We start from the raw sequence: 23,335 nt of genomic DNA on the forward strand, positions 1-23,335 counted from the left end.
CGTGAGCTAAGTCCCCATTATAACCATACAAGAGGCTTGTCATCACGACAAGCCTTTTTTAATTTATATAAGTACCAAAATGAGTTACACGCTTAAGACGCATTACAAAAAAATCCTCGCGGACACCATTACACCCGTGAGCGTTTACCTAAAGATCAGGGACAAGTTCCCGAACAGTATTCTTTTGGAAAGTAGCGACTACCACGCCAACGACAACAGTTTTTCATATATCTGCTGCAATCCCATTGCATCCATTAAAGTGGAAAACGAAACCATTACACAACGTTTTCCCGATGGCTCCAAAAAAGTAACCGAAATCACTCCTGAAACCGACGTTACCGAAATGATTCACCACTTTGGAAAACAGTTCAAGACCACGCAAAATGGTTTCAAATTCATTTACAACGGATTGTTCGGGTATATGGCCTATGATGCCGTTCGTTATTTTGAGGATATAGAAATTTCCAAGAAAGAAGACTCTGCCAATATTCCCGATATCTATTATGCGGTGTACCAGAACATCATAGCCATCAACCACTTTAAAAATGAGGCCTACTTGTTCGCACATTGTTACGACTCCGAAAGCAATGTTGAGGAAATGGAACAACTTTTCAACGTCCGCACCTTTTCATCGTACAATTTTAATAAAGAAGGGGAACCGGAATCCAACCTGAAAGATGAGGACTACAAAGAACAAGTTGCCTTGGCCAAAAAACATTGTCAACGGGGCGATGTATTTCAATTGGTGCTCTCCAGACGGTTCAAACAAAAATTTAAGGGAGACGAGTTCAATGTCTACAGAGCATTGCGGTCCATTAACCCCTCCCCCTACCTATTTTATTTTGATTATGGTGATTTCAAAATCTTTGGCAGCTCCCCGGAAGCCCAGTTGATCGTAAAAGATGGCAAAGCGGAGATTCACCCCATTGCTGGAACCTACAAACGTACAGGAAACGATGAAAAAGATGCCGAACTGGCCAAAAAACTGGCTCAGGACGAAAAAGAAAATAGCGAGCACGTGATGCTCGTAGATCTTGCAAGAAACGATTTGAGCCGCAACGGAAACACGGTAAACGTGGAAACCTATCGTGAAGTCCAATATTTCTCACATGTTATCCACTTAGTATCCAAAGTAACAGGTCAAAAGAAAAAGGACAGCACTACCATGAAGGTGGTCGCCGACACCTTTCCTGCGGGAACTTTGAGCGGAGCACCCAAGCATATGGCCATGCAGCTCATAGAGAAATATGAAAAAACAAGCCGTTCCTATTATGGAGGAGCTATTGGGTTCATGGATTTTGAAGGCAACTTTAACCATGCCATTATGATCCGGACCTTTCTGAGTAAGGACCACGAACTATATTATCAGGCAGGAGCAGGTTTGGTCGCAGCGTCCAATCCTGATGATGAATTACAAGAAACCTACAATAAATTGGGTGCATTGAACAAAGCACTGGAAATTGCCGAAACGATCTAAGTATGGGAAGGAAGATTTTAATGATAGACAACTACGATAGTTTCACCTACAATTTGGTACACTATCTGGAGGATTTGGATTGCGAGGTAACCGTAAAACGGAACGACCAGCTCACTTTGGATGAAGTCGAACCGTTTGAATACATTGTACTCTCACCTGGGCCGGGAATTCCGGATGAAGCAGGACTTTTAAAGGAGATCATTAAGACTTATGCGCCTACCAAACGTATTTTTGGAGTTTGCTTGGGGCTTCAGGCAATCGGAGAAGTGTTCGGTGGCACCTTGATCAATTTGGACCAAGTATACCACGGAGTGGATACCACGATAACCGTGACCAAGGACGACCCCATTTATACCAATATGCCAAAAACGCTCCAAGTGGGAAGGTACCATTCTTGGGTAGTGGACCCCAATTTACCAGAGGTGTTGGAAACAACCGCAGTGGATGAAAACGGACAAGTGATGTCCCTTAGACATAAGGAATACGATGTAACAGCAGTTCAGTTTCACCCAGAATCCGTTTTAACACCAGAAGGAAAGCAAATGCTAAAGAATTGGTTGGAGAGTAAATGATATATTTTCCAGCTGTCAACCTGAGCACAGACAAAGGAGAGGCTGGAATCCAAAACAACAATAAATAGATTTCTGCCCTGGCAGGAATGACAAAGAAGAACAATGAAAGAGACTTTAAATAAACTGATCAATCACGAGATTCTCCCCAAGGAAGATGCCAAGCAAATATTGGTGAACATTGCCAAGGGAGATTACAACACTTCACAAATTGCCGCATTTTTGACGGTTTACATGATGCGAAGTGTGACCATTGAAGAACTTGAAGGCTTTCGTGATGCCCTTTTGGAACTCTGTTTGGCCGTTGATCTTGCCGAGTACGACCCCATTGACCTTTGTGGAACAGGTGGAGATGGTAAAGACACCTTTAATATTTCCACTTTGGCATCTTTTGTGACCGCAGGAGCCGGAATACATGTGACCAAACACGGAAACTACGGGGTTTCCTCCAAATGTGGTAGCAGCAACGTCATGGAATTTTTGGGAATCAAATTTAGCAATGAGGCCGATTTTCTGAGAAGGACCATTGAGGAAGCCGGTATATGCGTGCTGCACGCTCCCTTGTTCCACCCTGCAATGAAAAATGTGGCACCCATCCGAAGAGAGTTGGCGGTGAAAACATTTTTCAACATGTTGGGACCTATGGTGAATCCTGCATTTCCAAAAAATCAGATGGTGGGCGTATTTAATTTGGAGTTGGCCAGAATGTACGGTTATCTGTATCAGAACACGGACAAAAAGTTCACCATTCTAAATGCATTGGACGGCTATGACGAAATCTCATTGACAGGCGATACCAAAACCATATCCAACCATACCGAGGCCATGTTGAAACCAGCTGATTTTGGCGTGGAAAAAGTTTCACAAGAGGAAATCACAGGTGGGGAAGATGTGGCAGAGTCCGCTCAAATTTTTATGAATATTTTGCAAGGCAAAGGTACCGATGCCCAAAACAATGTGGTCTGTGCCAATGCAGGGGTCGCCATCGCCACAGTGGAAGGCTCCACGCCAAAAGAAGGCTTTGAAAAAGCTAAAGAATCCTTGTTTGGTGGTAAAGGACTGAAAGCCCTAAAAAAATTACAGGAATTGAGTAAAAACTAAATTTGGTGAAATTGTCATTCCTGCGAAAGCAGGAGTCCAATGCACAAAAAATAGATTCCGTATCAAATGCGGAGTGACAACAATAAAAAATGAACATACTAGATAAAATAGTAGCCGATAAACGCAAAGAAGTCGATTTAAAAAAATCGCTCATCACCCTGCCTCAATTGGAGGCTTCGGTGATGATGGAGCGCACCTCCGTTTCTTTGGCGGAAGTTTTGCGCAAAAGCAACTCGGGCATTATTGCCGAGCACAAGCGCCGCTCCCCATCAAAATCCGTGATCAACCAAAGCTTGAGCGTACAGGATGTGGCCAAGGGCTACGCTGATGCAGGAGCCTGCGGGATGTCCGTGCTAACCGACGGTAAATATTTTGGGGGTTCCTTGGATGATCTGGTCCTCGCAAGAGCATCTACCAACATACCTATTTTGCGAAAGGAGTTCATCATAGATGAATATCAAATTGTGGAGGCCAAAGCTTATGGTGCGGATGTCATTTTACTGATTGCCGCCATATTGTCCAAAGGAGAAATCAAGACCTTGTCCGAATTGGCCAAAGGTTTGGGATTGGATGTACTTTTGGAAGTACACAATGAAGAGGAACTGGAAAAATCCCTGATGCCGAGTTTGGATATGTTGGGCGTGAACAATCGAAACCTTAAATCCTTTGAAGTTGATTTGGACATCAGTAAAACCTTGTCGAAAAAAATTTCAGACGATTTTGTGAAAGTTTCTGAAAGTGGCATTAGCTCTGTAGAGGCCATTCGCGAGCTAAAGGAGTTCGACTATCAAGGTTTTTTGATTGGCGAAAATTTCATGAAAACAGACGAACCCGGTGAAAGCGCTAAAAAATTTATTGAGAAAATAATCGCTTAAACTTAATGATGAAACTAAAGATTTGTGGCATGAATCATAACCCGGTAGAGGTAGCAGCATTGCAACCCGATTATTTGGGTTTTATTTTCTGGGAACCTTCTTCCCGTTATTTTTCGGGAGAGATGCCTGCATTGCCCGGTTCCATCAAAAAAGTGGGGGTTTTTGTGGACGCTCCTTTGGAAGAAGTCTTGGAGAAGGTCGGCCATTATAAACTGGATGCCGTACAGCTCCATGGAAAGGAAAGTGCTGCGTATTGCTTTAGACTAAAAGACAGCTTTCTGTCATTTCGAGCGCAGTCGAGAAATCCAGACATCATCAAAGTATTTTCCATAAAGGATGATTTTGATTTTGATGTATTGAAAGATTATGAAAAGGTCTGTGATTATTTTCTTTTTGACACCAAAGGAAAATTACCGGGCGGCAATGGTTATACCTTTGACTGGTCGGTCCTGGAAAAATATCCATCCGACAAACCCTACTTTTTAAGCGGTGGCATTGGATTGGATTCCAAGGAAAAATTACAGGACTTTTTAAATAGTTCCGCTTCCAAAAACTGTTTTGCCATTGATGTGAACAGTAAATTTGAGACGGCCCCAGGCCTAAAAAATATAGATGATCTAAAAGTATTTATCGAATCGCTGAAGAGCGTTCGCAACTAAAAAATAAACCAATGAAAAGCTATCATGCTGATGAACGGGGATACTATGGTGAGTTTGGGGGTGCTTTTATCCCGGAGATGCTATATCCCAATTGCGAGGAGCTTAGGCAAAACTACCTCAGCATCATGGAAGAACCTTCGTTTAAAGAGGAATTTCATCAATTACTGAAGGATTACGTTGGCCGGCCAACACCTCTTTATTTTGCAAAGCGCCTATCCGAAAAGTACAATACAAAAATCTACTTAAAACGAGAAGACCTCTGCCATACAGGGGCCCACAAAGTCAACAATACCATCGGCCAAATACTAATGGCCAAAAAATTGGGCAAGAACAGGATCATTGCCGAAACAGGTGCAGGTCAGCACGGAGTGGCAACAGCGACCGTATGTGCATTAATGGGCATTCAATGTGTGGTGTACATGGGCGAAATCGATATTGCCCGCCAAGCACCGAACGTGGCCCGAATGAAAATGTTGGGAGCCGAGGTCAGACCTGCTACATCGGGAAGTAAAACCTTAAAAGATGCGACCAACGAAGCAATTCGTGACTGGATCAATAATCCTGTGAACACGCATTATATTATTGGTTCTGTAGTGGGACCGCATCCTTATCCTGATATGGTGGCCCGTTTTCAATCGGTGATTTCGGAGGAAATCAAATATCAGCTTCAAGAAAAAGAAGGCAGGGAAAACCCCGATTACGTAGTGGCCTGTGTGGGCGGCGGAAGTAATGCTGCCGGGGCATTTTATCATTATTTGGATGTTCCAGAAGTGGGCATCATTGCCGTTGAGGCGGCCGGAAAGGGAATTGATTCGGGTGAGAGTGCCGCAACATCTGCCTTGGGAAAAGTAGGCATTATTCACGGTAGCAAAACCTTGTTGATGCAAACCCAAGATGGACAAATCACCGAACCCTACTCCATTTCAGCAGGATTGGATTACCCTGGGGTTGGACCTATGCACGCACATTTGTACGCTTCGGGTCGTGGAGAGTTCATTTCCATTACCGATGATGATGCCATGAAGGCTGGATTGGAGCTCTGTAAATTGGAAGGAATTATTCCGGCTATTGAAACTTCCCATGCACTGGCCATTTTCGAGGACCGAAAATTCAATACCGATGATGTTGTGGTGGTGAACCTATCAGGGCGCGGCGACAAAGATTTACAGAACTACATTGATTATTTTAAATTATAAACGAACATCATTCCCGCAAAAGCAGGAATCCAAAATAGGATTGAAACCGGATTCCACATCAAGTGCGGAATAATAACTTTTAATTTTGAATACTAGCACGGAACATGAATAGAATCAAACAAAAACTACAAGAGGACAACAAAATCCTCTCGATATATTTTTCAGCAGGTTACCCCAATCTGGATGATACCGTCAAAATCATTCAAGATTTGGAAAAAAACGGTGTAGACCTCATTGAGATAGGATTGCCGTTCAGTGACCCATTGGCGGATGGCCCCACCATTCAAGAAAGTTCAACGGCCGCCCTTAAGAATGGCATGAACACTTCGTTGCTCTTTGAGCAATTGAAAGATATTCGCAAAACGGTTTCGATCCCCTTGATTTTGATGGGCTACTTTAATCCTGTGCTGCAATATGGTGTAGAGGAATTTTGTGCCCAATGTGAAGAAATCGGAATCGATGGTCTCATTCTTCCCGATCTACCTTTAGATGTTTACCAAGAGGAATATGAGGACATTTTTAAAAAACATGGATTGATCAATGTTTTCCTGATTACTCCACAAACGAGTGACGAACGAATCAAAGCCATAGACGATGCTTCCGAAGGCTTTATTTATATGGTGAGTTCGGCCAGCACCACTGGGACCAAACAAGGTTTCGGTAGTGAGCAATCGGAATATTTTGACCGTATTGCAAGTATGGGACTGAACAATCCACAAATTGTTGGATTCGGTATCAGCAATGCGGAAACATTTGAGCAAGCTACACAAAAAGCCAAGGGAGCTATCATTGGTTCGGCATTCATCAAACATTTAACAGCAAATGGAGTGGATGGTATTGGTGACTTTGTGAAGCAAATTCGTTAAATTTCGGTTTTTAAAATCAAGATGATTTGTTCCATGAAAAAAACACTGTCCTTAGTTTCCCTTTTGCTTGCTTTTTCCGCTTTTGCACAAGATGATGTAGCCATAAAATCACAAGTTGCAGATGCTATCAACGAAATCCGTGAATTTATCGCCATTCCCAACGATGCATTGGATGCGGCCGACATTGACCGTAACATTATGTGGCTCAAGCAAAAGTTTGGCGATAGAGGTTTTAATACTGCTGTTTTGGATACGGAAGGTCTTCCTTTATTCTTTGCGGCAATGCCAATGAACAGCGAAAAGCCTACTGTACTTATTTACATGCATTTTGATGGGCAATCCGTAGATCCTTCCAAATGGAATCAGCCCGATCCGTATGAAGTGGTATTGAAAGCTCCCAAAGATGATGGGTTTGAAACAGTTTCCTTTGATGAATTGGGTGACGACATCAACTACGATTGGCGTTTGTTCGGACGATCGACTTCCGATGACAAATCGCCTATTGTGATGCTTTTGAATGCCATGGACCTATTACAAAAAGATGGCAAGGAAATCCCGTTCAATATCAAGGTGATTTTGGACAGTGAGGAAGAGAAGAGCAGCAAACCTTTGCCTGCTGCCGTGAAACAGTATCGCGAATTGTTGGATTCCGACTTTTTAATGATCGTGGACGGACCTGTCCATGCTTCTGAAAATCCAACCGTAGTGTATGGATGTCGTGGCATCACCACATTGACCCTGAGGACATACGGCCCGATCAAGCCGCAACATAGCGGACATTATGGCAATTATGCCCCAAATCCTGGATTCCAGTTGGCACAATTGCTGGCTACAATGAAAGATACTGAAGGAAGAGTGACCATTCCAGGCTATTACGATGGTATTTCCATTAACGAAAAAACAGATTCCATTCTAAAAAGTGTTCCCGACAGTGATGCGGCCATCTCGGAAAAACTTCAGTTTAAAACAGCTGAAAAAGTAGGGGCGTTTTATCAAGAAGCCCTGCAATATCCTTCCCTCAACATTCGTGGACTGGGCTCTGGTTGGGTGGGCGACAAGGCCCGGACCATTGTTCCCGAAAGTGCCACGGCCGAACTGGACTTGAGGCTAGTTGTGGAGAGTGACGGCAACCGATTGAAACAACTGGTTAAAAATCATATCACCAAGCAAGGGTATAAAGTGTTGGATCATGTCCCTTCCAAAGAGGAGCGCATGCAATTTGATAAGATTGTGACCGTGGAAGAGGGTAGCGTAACCGATGCTTTCCGAACCGATTTGGACAATCCGTACGGTGAGTTTATTGTTAACACCTTAAGTCAAAGTTTTGGGGAGGAAGTGATTCAAATCCGTACCATGGGGGGTACCGTACCTATTTCTCCTTTCATCAACGAATTAAAGATTCCTGCCTTTATTGTGCCCGTTGTAAATCCGGATAACAATCAACATAGCCCGAACGAAAATGTAAAAATTGGTCAGTTGGCTTATGGCATTAAAGCCTTTTATGGAATCCTTTCTTCGCCGATAAATTAAATAAAGATCAAAATGTCCAAATAAAAAAGCCCCGAACTAACGGGGCTTTTTTATGATAACATAGTATGTCGGCTATTCATTATTGCCTTTCTTCTTTTGTTGTCCCGGTGCATAAGCCTTTGCACTTTGGGCACCAGTTATTTTTTTCACTTGTCCTGGGGCCGTACTGCTATTAACAGTTCCTCGGTTCACGGTTCCGCGATGCGCTGTGCATGATGCGAACATTATAATTGTAAACAATAAAGCTGTAACGCTAAGTAAGTTTTTCATGGTTCTGTTTTTGGGATTTCTTTTAGTTATTGAATACAACGTAGAAATCCTATAAAAATTGACCTACAGCTCTTTTAATTTGAACAATCCCAAATATCCATTGAACTTTTATCGTCTAAAAAAACTCCCTATACTGCATCACCCTGAAATCAACCGTATTGAATTCTGGGTTTTGACTTTTTAAGTCTTTGTATTCCTGTAAACTCCCTACAGCCCGATTGGCAGCTCCCGAAGGGGCGGTCAGCGAAACGGTTTTGATTATTCTTGATTGCGCTCGAACCGACATACCCGAATCAAATGGCAACTCCAGATGATGGATGCGAGGCACTTTGTCGGAGATAACTTTTAATTTTAGACCATATTCCTTTAGCTGTTTACGAAAGAAGTATTCAGGGCCATTTTTACTGTTTCCTCCTGTGAACAAAAGTGTCTCGATATTGGGATATTTTTTCAAATAACCAACTAAATCTCGCAGCACCACTTGCTGCATGCCTAAATCGGAAGCATCTATTTTTTCGCGTTTGGCGCTTTCAACAATATCACAGACCCCTATTTTATGCTCGACCAAAAAACGCTTTCGTTGCTCAACCGCTTCCTCCGTATTTTCAAATTTTAGACCCAAATCAAAGATTTTATCCAGAATGGGCCACAACTGACCGTTGCAACTTCCATAACAAAAATCCACGTCATGTGGCTTTAACTCACCTGTTGTAAATCGAGGTGGTGGCAAGGTTCCCACAATCAACTTAGTGGCCTTGGACAATAAAAAGGGTTCGTAAGGATGTATGTGCTTAAAACTTTGTGAGCTCAAGTTGAATGTATTCTGTTGTGTATCTGGGTAAAAAAATAAACAATCGGCATGATGCAAAATGTAAAGGCATCATACCGATGTATAACTATTGAACTTATATTATCCTCAGAAGAAATCAGGCATTAAGCCGAATTTCTACTGGCGTTGATGTTTCCATAGAGTGAACGGGTCACAATTTTCTCATACAATTCTTTGTATTCGGAATTTTGTGTGATGTGATAAAGAGCATTTTGCTGAATCACCAACAATGGCAATACGATTTTTTCCCTAATCTCTACCGATTCCCGCGATACAGCCTCGTCCTCCATTAAAATCTTGAGTCCTGAAATCTGCAAGAGCATCTTTTTCGACAATTCAAATTCCTCGTGAAGTATCTTCCAGAAATCACCAAATTCAGGATCGTCCTTCATGTAACTGGTCAAGTCAAAATTGGATTTGGCCAAGGACATCATACTGTTCAGCATCAAAGCTTTAAAGAAAGGAACTTCCTTGTACAATTTCTTCACCTCGTTCAATCGCCCTTCCTCCTTCAACTTCTGAAAGGCAGAGCCCAACCCAAAGTAACCGGGAACGTTTTGTTTTAACTGACTCCATGAACCCACGAATGAAATTGCTCGTAAATCGGAAAGCGTCAGCTGCTTTTTATTGCCACGCTTACCTGGTCTACTACCAATATTGGCTTTGGTATAATATTTTAAGGTACTTCTATTTTCCAAGTACGGTATAAATTTTTCGTGCTGTTTTAAGGCATCGTATTTATCGAAACTAAGCTCAGAAAGCTCCTCGATCAATTTGCGTTGTGCTGCCGAAATGGTAAGCTCCTTACCGAACAGATTGTTGCTTAGTCCTGCGGTGAGCAATTGCTCGGAGTTATGTATGAATTGCTCTTTTGTTCCATAAGTACTGGTAATGGTCTGCCCTTGAATGGTTAACTGAATCTCGTGGTTGGCCACATCCTTGGTCTGGGCAGCATAGAATCTGTGCGTTTTACCTCCACCCCGTGCTGGCGGTCCTCCCCTACCATCAAAAAAGATGGCAGCGATTCCGTTTTTCTTACAGACTTTGCTCAAGGTCTCCTTAGTTTTTAAGATGGACCAGTTCGCTTTTAAGTATCCTCCGTCCTTGGTTCCATCAGAGAAACCGAGCATTATGGTGTGAATATCTCTTCTTCGTTCCAAATGCTGTCTGTATTTTGGAATATCAAACAAGGTTTGCATCACTTCTTCGGAACCATCCATACCTTTCATGGTCTCGAACAACGGAACAATATCGAAAGTGATATCCTTCTCGTCCCATCCGCACCATCTGAACAATCCAAATACGAACAATACGGCAAAAATATCTTCTGAATTACTGATGATGTACCTATTACAACCATCTTCACCGTTCTTCTCCTGGATTGCTTTTAAGTTCTGAATATTAACAATGGTGTCTTTCACAATATCATCGTCAAAATCCTTTGGGTTTAGTTTGAAGTTATCCTCAAGCAAGGTCTTTACCAATTCATCTTCTTTGAGCTCATCAATACTTTCCTTGATGATACCCTGTTTTTTCAGCACAGTTTCCACCACCAACAAGTGCTTGCTGTGGTCTTGGCGGATATCCAAGGTGGCAAAATGTGTTTTGAAGATATGGACCTTGTCTATAAACTGATCTAATTCATCCAGATACAACTCGTGATAATCAGCTATCAATTTCTCCCTCACCACACTTAAATGACCAATAATCCCTTCATAGGAAATGGGTGCATTGGGGTCGAACATGGCATGGTAGAGTTTTGTGCTCAACGCACTGATTTCCTCTTGCATGCTCTTAAAGGTCAGCTTCTTTCTAAGGCTTTTCAATTCGTTATAATAGCACTTCATCAAAGTCAACCTTAACTCATCTGCCACTTGCTTGGTGATATCGGCCGTTACAAATGGATTGCCGTCACGGTCTCCTCCAGGCCAAAATCCAAGTTTCATTAAGTCATAGTTCTCAAACTTATCGTCCCGAATATTGCTTTTTACATATTGATACAATTCACCGACAGCATCATAATAAGTGTTACGAAGAATGTAGATAATGTTTTTGGCCTCGTCCAAAGGTGTGGGCTTCTTGGCATTGATCAAGGATGTTAACCCCAATTGTTGCAAGGTCACATCAATGTCATGGATTCGATCCTCATCGATCAATGAGCGTAGCTCGGCAATAATGTCTAAAACAGCGGGCGTGTAAAACTGCGTGGGGTGTGCTGTTAAAACAATGCGTGCACTAAAGGTGGAAAGTTTCTTGGAGACCTTATCCCAATTTTTAGTTCGGTTCACCAATTCAAAGTAATCCTTGATGGTCAAGGAACTACTGTATTCCTGTAGTTTAGGAAATGCTGAATCTTCCACACTATCGTACAGCACTACTTGACGCTCCACGTATTGCACTATCCTGAACATAAAGTCCAACCGTTCCCGTTCATCCTGAATATCAACAAAATTGGAGAAGAACACCTCCAAAATCTCTTGTGGATCTTTACCCTCCTTGAGTCCTTTTTCGCACTGGTCGAGCAATAGGGGAATAAGAATCCCAACATTTTCGACATTCTTGTAGGGCAAGCTCAAGAAAAGGCTGTTATAGATATTGAATTTATTGGTTACCGATTTTTTAAACTCTTCTAACCGTTTAGTCTGCTGCTGCATGAATATGTTTTATGTTAGTGTTAAAAATGGACAAACACTCAAAGGTCGTGAATAAAGTGTAACCTCTGGGTTAAATTTAAGTGTATCACAATTTAAGGCATGTGCACTCCAATCGTAACAACATGCCTTGTCGAGTATAACTTAAAGATTACTTCGGATTTTACCAAAGTTTTTTAACGGATGAACACAGGTTCGTTTTTCTTTACCGTATGTTCCTCACTGAAAAGATATCCGTCGTAGTCAAAATTCTTGATATCGTCCAAGGTTTCGGCTCCCGTATCCAAGATATAACGGACCATGGAACCACGTGCTTTTTTAGCGTAAAAACTGATGACCTTTAATTTATCGTTCTTCCAATCCTTGAATACCGGAGCAATTACCGGAACTTTAAGGTTTTTATCGTCCACGGCGCTAAAATATTCGTTACTCGCCAGGTTAACGAACAGCTCTCCATCCTTTAGTTCCTTGTTCAGGGATTCTGTAATCCGGTCTTTCCAAAACTCGTACAAGTTCTTTTTGCGGCCCACCTTTAATTGTGTACCCATTTCCAATCGGTAAGGTTGCATCAAATCCAAAGGCTTTAACACACCGTACAGACCAGACAGAATTCGTAAAGTATCTTGCAGACGGTCCAATTTATCCTCTGGGATGGTATAGGCATCCAAACCCTGGTACACATCACCGTTGAATGCATAAATAGCGGGTCTAGCATTGTCTGCGGTAAACGGAAGCTCAAATTTTTGGTTGCGTTCCCAATTTAAATCGGCCAGTTTATCGGAAATGGACATCAGCTCCGACAAGGCTTTGGGCTTTTTCTTTTTAAGAACGGAATTCAGTTTTTCCGCTTGTTCCAAAAATTTAGGCTGACTATATTTTGATGTAGGCAAAGCCGTATCGTAATCCAATGACTTTGCAGGAGATATCACAATTTTCATCTTGTTCTAATTTTTGTAAAAATAACGAGGATTTTACTTATTTGGAAGCCTATTCCAATGGTGTTTCCAATCTTGGGATTGAAGAAAACTATGATTCGTGGTGCTTTGCATAGCCCCGCCACTTTTCAATACAGTTCACCATATCCTCGGGCAGTTCGGAATCAAATCGCATGAACTCGCCCGTTACAGGGTGTTCAAACCCAAGTGTTTTGGCGTGCAGTGCTTGTCTGGGCAAGACTTTAAACGCATTTTCCACAAATTGCTTGTATTTGGTAAAAGTGGTTCCCTTTAAAATCTTATCGCCCCCGTAGCGCTCATCGTTGAACAGCGTATGTCCAATGTATTTCATGTGTACCCGAATCTGATGGGTTCTTCCGGTTTCCAGCCTACAGGAAACCAAAGTAACGTATCCGAAACGCTCTAATACTTTGTAGTGTGTTACTGCTTCCTTCCCTTCATCCCCTTCCGGAAACACCATCATTTGGAGACGGTTTTTGGGATTGCGGGCAATATTTCCCTCTATGGTCCCTTCATCATCTTCCAAATTGCCCCAAACCAAGGCCACATATTCCCGCTCACTGGTCTTGTCAAAAAATTGCTGGGCCAAATGGGTCATGGCCGATTCTGTTTTGGCAATTACCAACAAGCCCGAAGTATCCTTATCAATTCGGTGGACCAGCCCTGGCCTGTCCGAACTATTGTTGGGCAAATTTTCAAAATGATAGACCAATGCATTGATTAGCGTTCCCGAGTAATTTCCATGTCCCGGGTGCACTACCATTCCTGCAGGTTTGTTCACCACCAATAGCACATCATCTTCATAAACAATATCCAGTGGAATATCCTCAGGTGTCAGTAAAAACTCGTAGGGTGGATGCTCGAACATCACCTTTACCTCATCGCCTGCCTTTACCTTGTAATTTTGCTTTACAATGGAACCATTCACCCAAATATGCCCTTTTTTGGCCGCTTGTTGGATTTTGTTCCGTGTAGCGTTCTCGATAAAGTTCATCAAGAATTTATCTACACGCAAAGGTTCCTGGCCCTTAGAGGCCACAAAACCATGATGCTCATAGAGATCATCTTGAGAAAGCTCGTCCTGATTGTCCGAAGTATTCATACTTTAGTTGGAGTCTGCCTGTACCCTGGCACTACCGGGAATGTTTCCGTTGCCACAAATCAATTCGACTTTGGAAGTTTTGGGCAATCGATCACCAGGTTTAATGTATTTCCCTTTGTACTTCATTCTATAGACCATGTCCTTACCGAGTTCATCAATATAGGTAACACGTTCTACATCCAAACCAACAGCTCGCAACATAGATGCTGCATTACGCTGTGTAACCTGTACAATGTCCGGGACACTCACTTCTTTGTATCCCGATGGGTTTACCGTAAAATAAATTTTACGATTGGCCTTTACCTTATTTCCTGCTGGCGGGTCTTGTTCCAATATTGAAAATCGTGGATATTCCGGATTAAAGTTGGATGAATCCAATACCTGATACCTAAGCCCAGCTTCCTCTACGGCTTTTCGCATCTCCATTACCGACATTTTGGAAAAATCGGGTACCTCAACAAACTCGCCGTGATTGGTTGTACTCTTAAGCCATTGCAAAGCAACGAACACCAAAACCAAAACGGCCACTGCAGCCAATCCCAACTGGATTAGAAAAGTCTTGCTTTTTAAAAAGTTGAAAAAATTTTTCATGTAGTTCACCTTATCGGGACAAATATAGGAAAGCCAACCCTTTTTTCTTTATTTTGGCTTTGCGATATTTTACATTCAATGAAAAAGAACATTGCCATAATTATGGGCGGCTACTCCAGCGAGCACAATATCTCCATCAAAAGCGGGAATGTTGTGTACAAGTATCTGGATAAGACCAAATACAACGCGTACCGAATTATAATAACAAAGGATAGCTGGTTTTATTTGGATGGAGCCGAGAAGGAACACCCCATGGAGAAGTCCGATTTCAGCATAAAAGATGATGGTAAAAAAGTTCATTTTGATTGCGTCTTCAATGCGATCCATGGAACTCCGGGGGAAGATGGTCTAATGCAGGCCTATTTTGAACTTTTAGGGATTCCACAGACATCATGCAACCATTACGAGGCAGCCCTTACTTTTAATAAAAGGGACTTGTTGAGCACGCTGAAACCTTATGGCGTTCCTTGCGCCACCTCTTATTTTTTGAACAAGGGACAAACAATTGATGAGGATGCGATTGTGGATAAGGTTGGCCTTCCATGTTTTGTAAAGGCAAACAGGGCAGGCAGTAGTTATGGAGTTTCCAAAGTGCACAACAAAGAGGATTTGGGCAATGCCATAGAAAATGCATTCAAAGAAGATACACAGATTATCATCGAGTCGTTTTTGGATGGCACAGAGGTATCCGTTGGGGTGATAACTATTAACAACAAGGTAACCGTACTACCGGCCACCGAGATTATTTCAGAAAACGATTTTTTCGATTTTGAGGCAAAATATATGGGGAAATCACAAGAGATAACCCCTGCCCGAATTTCCAAAAAACAGGAATCCAATGTGATACAATTGGCCGAGTTTATTTATAAAATCCTAGGGTTAAAAGGGTATACGCGCAGCGAATTTATTTTTATAGGTGATGAGCCACACCTTCTCGAGATAAACACCACACCTGGACTTACCGAAGAAAGTCTTTTACCCCAACAGGCCAAAACTGCCGGAATTTCACTTGAGGAGCTTTTTGACAGTGCCATTGTTGAAGCTTTGCGATAGAAACCGTATTTTTAAGAAACTTTATTCCACAACATGAGACGCGCATTGTTCCCCGGTTCCTTTGACCCACTTACTTTAGGACACTACGATATTATAAAAAGAGGTGTTACCCTTTTTGATGAATTGGTCATAGCCATCGGTATAAATGCAGAAAAGAATTACATGTTCACCTTGGAAGAGCGTGTCACTTTTATTAAAGAAGCCTTTAAGGACGAACCAAAAATTAAAGTAACCACTTACAAGGGCATGACTGTTGACTTTTGCAAAAAGATAGATGCCAATTTTATTTTGAGAGGTTTGCGCAACCCTGCGGATTTTGAATTTGAAAAAGCCATTGCCCACACCAACAGAAAGCTTTCCGAAATTGAAACGGTATTTCTGTTGACATCTTCCGGAAAATCCTACATCAGCTCTTCCATTGTTCGAGATGTTATAAGGAATGGGGGCGACTACACTGGGTTGGTTCCCGATACGGTTGTGGTCAAATAAAAGCATCCATACCATTTTGAGGTGAAAATGTCAATTGTAGGTAATTTCCTTCTTTTTTATTTTTGCCACACATAGCTTAAATTGATAAATACCACACGAATAAGTGTTTTCACAACATTAAATCGAATTACATATTGAATAATCATACATTGGTCAGAAATTTCTTAGAACCTTAAAGTTTTTAAACAACCCCCGAGTTTTGAAAGCAGCTGAGAGCGTTGACCAATTTTACTTACTAAAACAATTGCCTAAGGCAACAGCCCTTCTTTGCAAAGAAGGGGTATTATTGGATGCCTCCTGCTCTTGGTTGGGAATATTTGGCTTACCACCACAAGACAAAAACTCAAAAACCAGAATTTTTGATCTTTATCCAGAGGCATCAGACCTCGAACAAAGACTTAAGGACAATAAACCATTTACGCTACAACACAAAACGGAAGCCAATGATGGAACCCGTTACTTAAAAAGCTATTTCGCCCCTTGGTTCGACAAGGAAGAGAATGTGATAGGGACCATTGTTCAGACCGATGATATTACTTCCGAAGTTCAAAAAGAACAAAAAATCGACTGGTTGAATAATATTTTGGAAACCAAGGTCGAAGTATCCAAAACCGGTTGGTGGGAATATGATGTTAAAACCGATGAACTTTATTGGTGCAAGGAAACAAAGCGCATACATCAAGTTCCAGAGAGCTACCAGCCCACTGCCTTGGAGTCCATTGACTTTTTTAAGTCAGGGTACAGCCGAAACAAAGTTTCCATGCTGTTCCACAAGGTTAGGGTAAGTCATCAACCCTACGATATAAAATTAATGCTGGTTACCTACCATGGAGAGGAAAGATGGGTCCGCATAACAGGAAAACCGTTTGTTAAAAAAGGAAAAGTCAGAAAAATTTTCGGGACCATAAAAGATATTCACGATGAAGAAATGGCCGAAACCAGGGTAAAGGAGCACCAACAATTACTTTCTACTTTGGTGGACAGCCTCCCTTTAAATGTTTACGTAAAGGACCTCGAATCCAGAAAGGTATTGGTAAACAAGGGTGAGTGCTGTTACTTCAACAAAAGTGCAGAGCAACTTATCGGTAAAAATGATTTTGAGCTTTATGATGAGCAAATGGCCCAAGTTTCCAGAGAAGAGGATATACAGGTCATGAGGCATCTAACACCGATAATTGGCAAAGAAACCATAAGCGAGCTTAATGGAAAAACAACCTATTTTTTAACCTCCAAAATTCCACATTTTGATTTAGAGGGCAAGGTTTGCGGACTAATAGGTATGAGTTTGGATATAACATCCATGAAAAGGAAAGAGGAAGAACTGCACAACTTGATCGACATTACCTCTACACAGAACCAAAAGCTTCTAGGTTTTGCTCATATTGTTTCTCACAATTTGCGTTCCCACTCAGCAAATTTCTCCATGCTCTTAGGCTTTTTAAACTCAGAAAAAGACCCGCAGGAGAGACAGCGCATAATCGATATGCTCTCACAGGCATCGGATAATTTACTGGAGACTTTAGGAAACCTGAATCAAGTGGTAGATGTTAACACCAATACATCGGCTCCTAGGAAGACCCTAAACTTGAAGCAGAACACTGTAAAGGTGCTACAAAATCTTGCAGCATTTTTAGACAAGAACAATACCGAAATCATAAATAATATTGGAGAAAATATAGAAGTAAATTGTGTGCCGGCCTACTTGGACAGCATTATATTGAACCTAATTTCCAATGCGGTCAAATATAAAAGCCCTAACCGTGCACCATTAATTACCCTTAATTCGGTTAAATCCGAAGACGGTATTGTATTGAGCATATCCGACAACGGCTTGGGGATTGATTTGAATAAATACGGAGACAAAATTTTCGGGATGTACAAAACATTCCATAACAGAGAAGATGCCAAAGGCTTTGGTCTTTACTTGGTCAGGAACCAAATCGAAGCTATGGGCGGAAGTATAACAGTGCAAAGCGAAGTTGACAAAGGCACTACATTTAATGTGTATTTTTATGAAGACAGTTAGTTGTATTTTTATCGTGGACGATGATCCCATTACCGTGTTTGGTATTAAAAAAATGTTGAAATCGGTTGTTATTTGCGACGATATTCAAATTTTTCAGAATGGACAGGAAGCTTACGAGGCCGTTAAAGAAAGAAAAGAGAACGGGAGAATTATTCCCGAGGTTATTTTCCTGGACATCAACATGCCAATTATGGATGGATGGGATTTTCTGGATGAAATTATCGCTTTGGACATCAATGAGCATATCGTCATCAATATGATCACTTCTTCAATAGATCCCATGGATTACGAAAAATGGAACGGTTTCAAAGATAGGTGTCCGTATACACTCAACTTTAAGAACAAACCCATTTTTAAAATTGAATCAAATGATCTCGGCTGCATCACAGCCGCTTCATAAATTATAATAATCCGTATTTTTGGGGCAATCATGCACAGGTATTTGTGCAAACCAAAGTTCCCGAAGTATTTTGAAGTACATTGTTTTTTTTACGGCACTATTTCTTTTTGCATCCTGCGAATCGGAGACCAAGGACGAGAAACCTTCGTATCCAACACATTATGAAATGTCCAACGGTAAGGAAACAGCCACTTATCAACAAACTATTGATTATTATATCGCACTTGCCCGGGAATTTCCAGAAATAAACATTCACACCATTGGCAAAACGGACAGTGGCTATCCATTGCACATCGTCACATTTAATCCTGATGGAGATTTTAACTACGAGAATATACGAAAGGAGAAATCCATCATCCTGATAAATAATGGTATACATCCAGGAGAAAGCGATGGCATCGATGCCACAATGATGCTTTACAGGGATTTGGCCACCGAAAAACTGGACATGCCCCAAAATACGGTGCTGGTTACCATACCCATCTACAACGTAGGTGGTTCATTGAACAGGAATTCCACCACAAGGGCCAATCAAAACGGTCCACTGGAATATGGCTTTCGTGGCAATGCCCGTAACTACGACCTCAATCGGGATTTTATCAAAATGGACACCCAGAATGCACAGACCTTCGCCCAAATATTTCACAGGGTGAAGCCCGATGTGTTCATTGACAACCATGTGAGCAATGGAGCGGATTACCAATACACCTTGACCCACTTATTTACGCAACACAACAAATTGGGAGGCGAAATGGGCGAATACCTGCATGAAACATTGATGCCAAGTTTAGAAAATTCACTGGCGGAGAAAGATTGGGACATTACCCCTTACGTAAATGTATTTAACGTGCCACCAGAGATGGGGTTCAGCCAGTTTATGGATTACCCTAGGTATTCCACAGGATACACTACACTATGGAGTACTTTGGGACTCATGGTGGAAACCCATATGCTAAAACCCTACAAACAACGCGTTGAGGGCACCTACGATCTCATGCAAAGCCTAATTGAGGTGGTTGAAGAAGAACATGAGCACATAAAAACACTACGTAAAGAAACCTTGGAGAAAAATTTAGATATTTCCGAGTATTACTTTAATTGGCAAGTGGACACTACACAAAGTTCCAAACTTAACTTTAAAGGATATGAGGCGGAACAGATTACTAGTGAAGTAACAGGCCTACCACGTTTAAAGTACAATAGGGACAAGCCCTTTACCAAGGAAACCGTTTACCAAGATTATTTTTATCCAGCGGACACCATTGATGTTCCTGACGCCTACCTTATTAAGAAAAGTTGGCAAGGGGTCATAGAACGATTGGATGCCAACAAAATTCAATATACACCGTTAAAAAAAGATACCACACTTACCGTGGAGACCTACCGCATTGTGGATTACGATACCCGAAATGCACCCTATGAAGGCCATTACCTGCATTCCAACACCCAAGTGGCAAAAAACACCGAGCAGGTCCATTTTAGAGAAGGCGATTTATGGGTTCCCACGCGCCAACCAGGAATTAGATACCTTTTGGAAACCTTGGAACCACAAGGCACCGACTCATTTTTCAATTGGAACTTTTTTGACACCGTTCTACAGCGAAAAGAAGGTTTCTCCCCTTATGTTTTTGAAGATGTGGCATTGGAAATGTTGCAAAGTGATTCGCTATTGCAACAAGAATTTGAAACTAAAAAAGAGGCTGATCTGAATTTTACCAACAACTGGTATGCTCAGCTCAATTGGATTTTTGAACGATCGGAACATTTTGAAGAAGCCTATCTCACCTATCCGATTTACCGCGTGGCTAAAGGGAGCGATGCCTCGGGATTATTGCCTAATTAAAGGGCCAATCCTCGAACAGAACCTTAATGTTATGGTAAGAATTTTTTAATGCCTTTTTGGTCTTTCGGGCACCTTTCCACTTCACCTTTTTGATGCCTTCGGATTTTTCTGCCACCAATTTCCCTTTATAATTGGTGGACATAACAAACCAGTGCGTTTGTTTCAAACGGTATTCACCATTTCTTTTAAAGATGTGATAAGTGGTATGCAGAAACCGTTCTATTTTAAGGTTTTTTACGCCTGTTTCTTCCTCTACTTCGCGAATTGCGGCATTTTCTATGGATTCCCCTTTATCAACCTTTCCCTTGGGCAAATCCCATTTTCCATTCCTGTAAATGAAGAGGACCTTCCCTTTTTTGTTGATTACAAATCCACCACCAGCAACCACTACAGGTATTTTATGCATAAAAAGCTTCAGTATTTTTTCATCATCGGGATGATACAGATAGGCCTTCTTCAGCTTCTTTTTGGACAAAAGCTTGATAGCCTCAACAATGGAATCACCATCCAAAGAAAACAAATTACCATTGGAATCCTGGGGGCGCTCGTTTGTTAAGATCAGTGGAGCCTCATTAACAAAAACTTCATACATTTGCGCAATGGTTTTAGATAAGCAAATCGCAAAAAAAACAGCCGAGCTGTTATTACAAATTAATGCAATTAAGTTGGAACCTGAAAATCCTTTTACTTGGGCTTCGGGTTGGAAATCGCCTATTTATTGCGATAATAGGATCATGCTCTCTTACCCCCAAGTGCGGAATTTTGTGAGGGAAGAAATTGCCAAACAAGTCGAGAAACTCTATGGTAGGCCAGATGTAATCGCAGGAGTCGCTACTGGCGCCATCGGAATTGGAATTTTGGTCGCCGAAGCACTGGGTCTCCCCTTTGTTTATGTAAGACCAAAACCAAAAGAGCACGGAAGGCAAAACCAAATTGAAGGTTATTTTGAAGCTGGGCAGAGCGTCGTGGTCATCGAAGACCTTATAAGTACGGGCAACAGCAGTTTAAATGCCGTGCAGGCCCTGAAGGCTCAAAATGCCGATATTAAAGGTATGATCGCAATATTCACCTATGGTTTTCCCGTATCCATCGAAAACTTTGAAAAAGAGGGTGTGGAACTTCATACGCTATCCGATTACCAAAACCTGATCGAACAAGCCTCGGAGACCAACTACATTCAACAAAATCAATTACAGACCCTATTGGAGTGGAGATCCAATCCACAAGAATGGAAGAAATAAAAATTTACAATGCACATTGAAACCCCAACAAAGCAGGTAGCTAAAAGCGACAAGGAAGTATTTGAGTTCTTGACCAATATCAAAAACTTTGAAATACTGATGCCCGATAACATAGACAAATTCGAAGTGTTGGACGAGAACACTTTTAAATTTGCATTGAAAGGCATGCCCGAAATCGTGCTCCGGTTAAAGGAACAAAACCCGAATGACAAAGTGGTATTGGGCGCTGCCAGCGATAAGCTGCCCTTTACATTGACCGCGGACATTAACGCTCTGGGCGAAAACGAAAGCGAAGTTGCATTGAGTTTTGAAGGAGAGTTCAATGCCATGATGGCCATGATGATCAAAGCACCCATTACCAATTTTATGGGAACCCTGTCCAACAACTTGGACAAAATAGGTCAGTAAAGCAAGCTTACTTGCTTTAGATCAAATTCTTTAAATATCCTATCCTCCAGCTCGATCACCAATTTTCCGGAAGATGAAACCCTTCGGATATACCCCATGAACATTTCTCCGTCGCCATCGGTAAAAGTGGAAGGTTTGTCCTTTCTAAAAAGTAACTTTTCGTAGAAGGGCAACAATTGCGTGACGGTCTTGGATTCGATAGCTTCCAAACGCAACCAGATACGCTCCAGGAGTTTTTGGAGCAGTTCATCCAGATCAAAATTGCGGCCTGTAATTCGTTTCAAAGAGGAAGCTTTGTCCAAATTTTCAAAATCCGTTTGGTTCACGTTCAAGCCAATTCCGATAATGGACTGTCCCACCCTTTCACCTTTGAGCACATTTTCGATCAAAATGCCACAAACTTTCTTGGAACCTGACATAATGTCGTTGGGCCATTTTATCTTCACATTTGGCACCAAAAATTCTTCCAACACATCATAAACCGCCATGGAAATGGCAATGTTCAGAACAAACTGATGTTTGACACTTAACGCATCAAACCTTCGCAACACGCTGAATGTAAGGTTTTTGCTGCTTTCGGAATACCAAACCGTTCCCATCTGCCCCCTACCGTTCAATTGTTTTTCGGCAACAACAACAGTATAATCCAACGGATTTTCCGAGCGCAACAAATCCTTTAAATATTGATTTGTGGAATCCGTGGCATCAAGTTTGAGTAATTGAAAATGTTTTCCCAATGTGACAAGCCTTTACGATTTGTTAAAAACTAGGGCTAAGAAAACAAAAAAAACATAACTTTGTAAAAACTAAATTTTTTGAATGCAGAAAACGAAAGCTAGTGCAGATGAATTGATTGCCTTGATCCTGGAAGGAATAGAAGACGTTAAAGGAGTTGATATAAATCTACTGGACCTTAGGGAAATCGAAAATACAGTTTGCGACTACTTTATCATCTGCACTGGTACTTCCAACACACATGTTAACGCAATAGTATCCTCCATCCAAAAGAAGGTAAGCAAAGCCATACACGACAAGCCATGGCATGTTGAAGGCTCTGAAAACGCTGAATGGGTGCTGATGGATTATGTAAATGTTGTGGTACATGTATTTCAAAAACACATTAGGGAATTTTATGACATTGAAGGGCTTTGGGGAGATGCCAAGGTCACTATGGTGGAAAGCAGTTACAATTCTTAAGAAAAA

At 41.6% G+C, this 23,335-nt stretch carries 24 protein-coding genes; 16 read left to right on the top strand and 8 right to left on the bottom strand.

Translation table 11 applies throughout. The features are described 5' to 3' along the window. Positions 1–79 precede the first annotated feature (79 nt). From J0654_RS14075 to J0654_RS14110, 8 genes are all read left to right on the top strand, one after another. On the top strand, positions 80–1,477 hold the full coding sequence (locus J0654_RS14075; protein ID WP_207029753.1) for an anthranilate synthase component I family protein: 1,398 nt from the start codon (positions 80–82) through the stop codon (positions 1,475–1,477). A gap of 2 nt (positions 1,478–1,479) precedes the next feature. Continuing rightward, positions 1,480–2,049 carry an anthranilate synthase component II gene (locus J0654_RS14080; RefSeq protein WP_207029754.1) on the top strand — a complete coding sequence of 190 codons (570 nt, stop codon included), beginning with the start codon at positions 1,480–1,482 and terminating at the stop codon, positions 2,047–2,049. Between the two features lie 102 nt (positions 2,050–2,151). After that, on the top strand, positions 2,152–3,147 hold the full coding sequence (gene trpD / locus J0654_RS14085; protein ID WP_207029755.1) for an anthranilate phosphoribosyltransferase: 996 nt from the start codon (positions 2,152–2,154) through the stop codon (positions 3,145–3,147). Between the two features lie 89 nt (positions 3,148–3,236). Beyond that, positions 3,237–4,022, top strand: a complete 786-nt coding sequence (gene trpC, locus J0654_RS14090) for an indole-3-glycerol phosphate synthase TrpC (protein ID WP_207029756.1) — start codon at positions 3,237–3,239, stop codon at positions 4,020–4,022. Positions 4,023–4,030: 8 nt separating this feature from the next. Beyond that, entirely contained in the window at positions 4,031–4,681 is a 651-nt protein-coding gene (locus tag J0654_RS14095; protein WP_207029989.1) for a phosphoribosylanthranilate isomerase, read from the top strand. An 11-nt stretch (positions 4,682–4,692) separates the two neighbouring features. Continuing rightward, a complete protein-coding gene (trpB, locus tag J0654_RS14100; RefSeq protein ID WP_207029757.1) occupies positions 4,693–5,877 on the top strand; it encodes a tryptophan synthase subunit beta in 1,185 nt (394 codons plus the stop codon). Positions 5,878–5,981: 104 nt separating this feature from the next. Next, entirely contained in the window at positions 5,982–6,743 is a 762-nt protein-coding gene (gene trpA, locus J0654_RS14105) for a tryptophan synthase subunit alpha (RefSeq protein WP_207029758.1), read from the top strand. 33 nt (positions 6,744–6,776) lie between these two features. Next, the gene (locus J0654_RS14110) at positions 6,777–8,273 is read left to right on the top strand and encodes a M20/M25/M40 family metallo-hydrolase (RefSeq protein WP_207029759.1); all 1,497 of its coding nucleotides are present in this window, start codon (positions 6,777–6,779) and stop codon (positions 8,271–8,273) included. A gap of 72 nt (positions 8,274–8,345) precedes the next feature. On the opposite strand, the gene J0654_RS14115 is transcribed toward J0654_RS14110, so the two are convergent. From J0654_RS14115 to J0654_RS14140, 6 genes are all read right to left on the bottom strand, one after another. Then, the gene (locus J0654_RS14115; RefSeq protein WP_207029760.1) at positions 8,346–8,543 is read right to left on the bottom strand and encodes a hypothetical protein; all 198 of its coding nucleotides are present in this window, start codon (positions 8,541–8,543) and stop codon (positions 8,346–8,348) included. A gap of 115 nt (positions 8,544–8,658) precedes the next feature. Further along, a complete protein-coding gene (locus J0654_RS14120) occupies positions 8,659–9,354 on the bottom strand; it encodes a uracil-DNA glycosylase family protein (RefSeq protein WP_207029761.1) in 696 nt (231 codons plus the stop codon). A gap of 122 nt (positions 9,355–9,476) precedes the next feature. Beyond that, positions 9,477–12,026: a phosphoenolpyruvate carboxylase gene (locus J0654_RS14125; RefSeq protein WP_207029762.1), complete on the bottom strand. Its 2,550-nt coding sequence runs from the start codon at positions 12,024–12,026 to the stop codon at positions 9,477–9,479. A gap of 173 nt (positions 12,027–12,199) precedes the next feature. Next, positions 12,200–12,961 (bottom strand): peroxide stress protein YaaA, encoded by a 762-nt coding sequence (yaaA, locus tag J0654_RS14130; protein WP_207029763.1) that lies wholly within the window; start codon positions 12,959–12,961, stop codon positions 12,200–12,202. Between the two features lie 88 nt (positions 12,962–13,049). Beyond that, the gene (locus J0654_RS14135) at positions 13,050–14,081 is read right to left on the bottom strand and encodes an RluA family pseudouridine synthase (protein ID WP_207029764.1); all 1,032 of its coding nucleotides are present in this window, start codon (positions 14,079–14,081) and stop codon (positions 13,050–13,052) included. 3 nt (positions 14,082–14,084) lie between these two features. Then, positions 14,085–14,672 carry a PASTA domain-containing protein gene (locus J0654_RS14140; protein WP_207029765.1) on the bottom strand — a complete coding sequence of 196 codons (588 nt, stop codon included), beginning with the start codon at positions 14,670–14,672 and terminating at the stop codon, positions 14,085–14,087. A gap of 78 nt (positions 14,673–14,750) precedes the next feature. On the opposite strand from J0654_RS14140, the gene J0654_RS14145 reads away from it, so the two are divergent. From J0654_RS14145 to J0654_RS14165, 5 genes are all read left to right on the top strand, one after another. After that, the gene (locus tag J0654_RS14145) at positions 14,751–15,725 is read left to right on the top strand and encodes a D-alanine--D-alanine ligase (RefSeq protein WP_207029766.1); all 975 of its coding nucleotides are present in this window, start codon (positions 14,751–14,753) and stop codon (positions 15,723–15,725) included. 33 nt (positions 15,726–15,758) lie between these two features. Further along, entirely contained in the window at positions 15,759–16,214 is a 456-nt protein-coding gene (coaD, locus tag J0654_RS14150; protein ID WP_207029767.1) for a pantetheine-phosphate adenylyltransferase, read from the top strand. 199 nt (positions 16,215–16,413) lie between these two features. Beyond that, positions 16,414–18,240 (top strand): PAS domain-containing sensor histidine kinase, encoded by a 1,827-nt coding sequence (locus J0654_RS14155; RefSeq protein WP_207029768.1) that lies wholly within the window; start codon positions 16,414–16,416, stop codon positions 18,238–18,240. Next, the gene (locus J0654_RS14160; RefSeq protein ID WP_237686009.1) at positions 18,227–18,640 is read left to right on the top strand and encodes a response regulator; all 414 of its coding nucleotides are present in this window, start codon (positions 18,227–18,229) and stop codon (positions 18,638–18,640) included. Before J0654_RS14155 ends, J0654_RS14160 begins: the two co-directional genes overlap by 14 nt. A 70-nt stretch (positions 18,641–18,710) precedes the next feature. Beyond that, on the top strand, positions 18,711–20,483 hold the full coding sequence (locus J0654_RS14165) for a M14 family metallopeptidase (protein WP_207029770.1): 1,773 nt from the start codon (positions 18,711–18,713) through the stop codon (positions 20,481–20,483). Here the strand turns inward: J0654_RS14165 and J0654_RS14170 are convergent. Beyond that, positions 20,476–21,075 carry an NUDIX hydrolase gene (locus tag J0654_RS14170; protein ID WP_207029771.1) on the bottom strand — a complete coding sequence of 200 codons (600 nt, stop codon included), beginning with the start codon at positions 21,073–21,075 and terminating at the stop codon, positions 20,476–20,478. The two genes, J0654_RS14165 and J0654_RS14170, sit on opposite strands and share 8 nt — an antisense overlap. A gap of 7 nt (positions 21,076–21,082) precedes the next feature. Here J0654_RS14170 and pyrE point away from each other — a divergent pair, with 7 nt between their 5' ends. Both pyrE and J0654_RS14180 read left to right on the top strand, forming a co-directional pair. Continuing rightward, positions 21,083–21,724, top strand: coding sequence for an orotate phosphoribosyltransferase (gene pyrE, locus J0654_RS14175; RefSeq protein ID WP_207029772.1), 642 nt, complete (start codon positions 21,083–21,085; stop codon positions 21,722–21,724). 9 nt (positions 21,725–21,733) lie between these two features. Further along, positions 21,734–22,132, top strand: a complete 399-nt coding sequence (locus J0654_RS14180; protein WP_207029773.1) for an SRPBCC family protein — start codon at positions 21,734–21,736, stop codon at positions 22,130–22,132. Here J0654_RS14180 and J0654_RS14185 read toward each other — a convergent pair. Continuing rightward, the gene (locus tag J0654_RS14185; RefSeq protein ID WP_207029774.1) at positions 22,126–22,869 is read right to left on the bottom strand and encodes a biotin--[acetyl-CoA-carboxylase] ligase; all 744 of its coding nucleotides are present in this window, start codon (positions 22,867–22,869) and stop codon (positions 22,126–22,128) included. The two genes, J0654_RS14180 and J0654_RS14185, sit on opposite strands and share 7 nt — an antisense overlap. An 82-nt stretch (positions 22,870–22,951) precedes the next feature. Here J0654_RS14185 and rsfS point away from each other — a divergent pair, with 82 nt between their 5' ends. Next, positions 22,952–23,329 (top strand): ribosome silencing factor, encoded by a 378-nt coding sequence (rsfS, locus tag J0654_RS14190; RefSeq protein ID WP_207029775.1) that lies wholly within the window; start codon positions 22,952–22,954, stop codon positions 23,327–23,329. Positions 23,330–23,335 lie beyond the last annotated feature (6 nt).

The organism is Flagellimonas profundi (genome assembly GCF_017313275.1).
Lineage (GTDB): Bacteria > Bacteroidota > Bacteroidia > Flavobacteriales > Flavobacteriaceae > Flagellimonas > Flagellimonas profundi.

Coding starts and splice junctions, on each gene's coding strand:
- J0654_RS14140 (WP_207029765.1), bottom strand. CDS start 14,672: ATGAAAAATTTTTTCAACTTTTTAAAAAGCAAGACTTTTCTAATCCAG.
- J0654_RS14095 (WP_207029989.1), top strand. CDS start 4,031: ATGAAACTAAAGATTTGTGGCATGAATCATAACCCGGTAGAGGTAGCA.
- J0654_RS14110 (WP_207029759.1), top strand. CDS start 6,777: ATGAAAAAAACACTGTCCTTAGTTTCCCTTTTGCTTGCTTTTTCCGCT.
- J0654_RS14160 (WP_237686009.1), top strand. CDS start 18,227: ATGAAGACAGTTAGTTGTATTTTTATCGTGGACGATGATCCCATTACC.
- J0654_RS14170 (WP_207029771.1), bottom strand. CDS start 21,075: ATGTATGAAGTTTTTGTTAATGAGGCTCCACTGATCTTAACAAACGAG.
- J0654_RS14145 (WP_207029766.1), top strand. CDS start 14,751: ATGAAAAAGAACATTGCCATAATTATGGGCGGCTACTCCAGCGAGCAC.
- yaaA (WP_207029763.1), bottom strand. CDS start 12,961: ATGAAAATTGTGATATCTCCTGCAAAGTCATTGGATTACGATACGGCT.
- trpB (WP_207029757.1), top strand. CDS start 4,693: ATGAAAAGCTATCATGCTGATGAACGGGGATACTATGGTGAGTTTGGG.
- J0654_RS14180 (WP_207029773.1), top strand. CDS start 21,734: ATGCACATTGAAACCCCAACAAAGCAGGTAGCTAAAAGCGACAAGGAA.
- rsfS (WP_207029775.1), top strand. CDS start 22,952: ATGCAGAAAACGAAAGCTAGTGCAGATGAATTGATTGCCTTGATCCTG.
- trpA (WP_207029758.1), top strand. CDS start 5,982: ATGAATAGAATCAAACAAAAACTACAAGAGGACAACAAAATCCTCTCG.
- pyrE (WP_207029772.1), top strand. CDS start 21,083: ATGGTTTTAGATAAGCAAATCGCAAAAAAAACAGCCGAGCTGTTATTA.
- J0654_RS14135 (WP_207029764.1), bottom strand. CDS start 14,081: ATGAATACTTCGGACAATCAGGACGAGCTTTCTCAAGATGATCTCTAT.
- J0654_RS14125 (WP_207029762.1), bottom strand. CDS start 12,026: ATGCAGCAGCAGACTAAACGGTTAGAAGAGTTTAAAAAATCGGTAACC.
- coaD (WP_207029767.1), top strand. CDS start 15,759: ATGAGACGCGCATTGTTCCCCGGTTCCTTTGACCCACTTACTTTAGGA.
- trpC (WP_207029756.1), top strand. CDS start 3,237: ATGAACATACTAGATAAAATAGTAGCCGATAAACGCAAAGAAGTCGAT.
- J0654_RS14080 (WP_207029754.1), top strand. CDS start 1,480: ATGGGAAGGAAGATTTTAATGATAGACAACTACGATAGTTTCACCTAC.
- J0654_RS14075 (WP_207029753.1), top strand. CDS start 80: ATGAGTTACACGCTTAAGACGCATTACAAAAAAATCCTCGCGGACACC.
- J0654_RS14115 (WP_207029760.1), bottom strand. CDS start 8,543: ATGAAAAACTTACTTAGCGTTACAGCTTTATTGTTTACAATTATAATG.
- trpD (WP_207029755.1), top strand. CDS start 2,152: ATGAAAGAGACTTTAAATAAACTGATCAATCACGAGATTCTCCCCAAG.